Source organism: Geodermatophilus sp. SYSU D01176 (genome assembly GCF_054050015.1).
Genome location: NZ_JBJGYN010000109.1, coordinates 1 through 1,815, shown reverse-complemented (window position 1 = coordinate 1,815; position 1,815 = coordinate 1). Strand labels below are relative to the sequence as shown.

Sequence of the window (1,815 nt, the reverse complement as noted above, 5' to 3'; positions counted from 1 at the left end):
GTCCAGGACCAGCTGCGCTGCCCGCTGCCGGAACTCCTCGGGGTACTTGCTCCGTCGGCCCAACGGGGCCTCCCTCCTTGGCTGATGCCAAGTCTGGAGGTGTTCAGCCGACGGGGGTCACTTCAGATCGCCGCCTGCTCGTGAGCCTTCAGGAAGAGGTCTCTGCCGAAGTCGAGTGGTTCGACATCCTCGAGCCCGATCGTGTTGAAGCGGTGGAATCGCTTCCTCTTCGGGCCCTTCCAGGTCCACTCGAACTCACGTTCAAGGTCAAGGTCTGACACGATGAACAGGGCTTGGAAGTACTCCACTCCCTTCACGGCTGTCTCCAATTCCTCCAGCATCGGCAAGGCGTTCTGGTCAGCCAGCAGCTCGGCTGCTCGTGTGCCGACGCCGTGGGCCGCCTCAATGACAAGCAGGCTCGGCCAGTAGCTCGGGTCACGCGAGCCCGACTCAATTGGAAATTTTGAGTGGAGGAAGTTGGGCAGCCGCGTTATCAGTAGCCAGTTCTCATCGGGCAGATAGGCTGTTTGACCTTTGATGGTGATGCCAGTCGCACTGGGCCGCGGGCGCCTGAGTCTGCCATCGTTCTTGGCGTCCACCAGCGGCCAATTCACGGTTGCGACAGGACCAACGCCTTCCATCTCCCAGCCGATGCGCGTATCGCCCTGGATGGAGCTGTCAGTCGCATCGGATAGCCCATACCAGCGCAGCGGCAGAGTCGGGTCGCTGCGACGGCCAAGCTGCAGCGTATCCGAACCAGTGAACTCCCACGCGACCATGGTGAACGGCGTCGCATTCGGCCCGCCGATAACGACGATATCGCTGTCCAGATTGATTGGAAGGCTCGTCGTCTGAGCAACAGGCGCCAGCTCTTTGACTGGTAGCCCGAGCGGCTTGCCGAGCGCAGCGCCGGTGTGATCAGGGTGCCAACCGATCCCTTCTCCCACCTTCCTGCGTCTCCCGTATGAAAATTCCCCTAACCGGTCGGGCCGGAACGAGGACCTGAGGGCGCGTCTCACACTTTGCTCGACCTCGGATCGGCGTCGCCTATTCTCCGCTCGGCGCCCGCTCTGCGCGAGCCATACCCTTAGACTCTCTTCCATGGCAACGCCTGCCAAGGTGCCGCCGACGAGACCGGGAAGGTCGGCTATTGCGTCGCCGATTGCTCCGCCAGTCATCCCGCCAAGAGCTTTAGCGAGCGCGTCGGGCCCAGTTACACTCCTGAGGGTCTGGCCCCATGTGGTTGCCACAGCCCAGCCGTACCTCGACACTTCTCTTCTCGGCGTAGGCTTTCCGTCGTCTGGCATAAGACACACCCCCCCTCTGACGGCTGCGAGGCAGGACGTTATCGTCTCTCTCGCGCAGAATATGGCCGCGTGGCTATTAAGTCCGTCAGCATGCGGCGTGAATGGTAGCGCTACACCCCTAGTCGGCGGTAGACCTGTGACTCTGCGTGGAGTGCCGCGCCGCCAGACATCGAGGTGGACGTCTCGACCAGCCCCGGCCGGAACTTCAGCACGTCGGTAGCAAAGCGTCGGCTCTCTTAGGGGTCGCTGGCCTCGGGGAGCACCTACTAGTCCTTCCATGGCTGTGCAGTCTTCTTCTGTCGTATCGGGACACTTGCTGCGTCTATTGGTCGCAACTGTTACGGCGCGCTACGCCGGCCCTGTTCAGGGTCCGCAGGATGAGGGACTGCCCCCGGTTCGGTTGACTCCTTGCCTGTGAGGCTGCGGCCTCGCTGGAAGGATCAGCATCGTGCCCAAGCCGTTCCCGGCGGAGTTCCGTCGTGACGTGATCGCCGTGGCCCGCAAGGGC

The 1,815-nt window shown here is 62.6% G+C and carries 1 protein-coding gene; it reads right to left on the bottom strand.

Annotation, left to right across the window (positions count from 1 at the left end):
- Positions 1-122: 122 nt before the first annotated feature.
- The gene (locus ACI78Z_RS24930) at positions 123-947 is read right to left on the bottom strand and encodes a hypothetical protein (RefSeq protein ID WP_457039223.1); all 825 of its coding nucleotides are present in this window, start codon (positions 945-947) and stop codon (positions 123-125) included.
- Positions 948-1,815 lie beyond the last annotated feature (868 nt).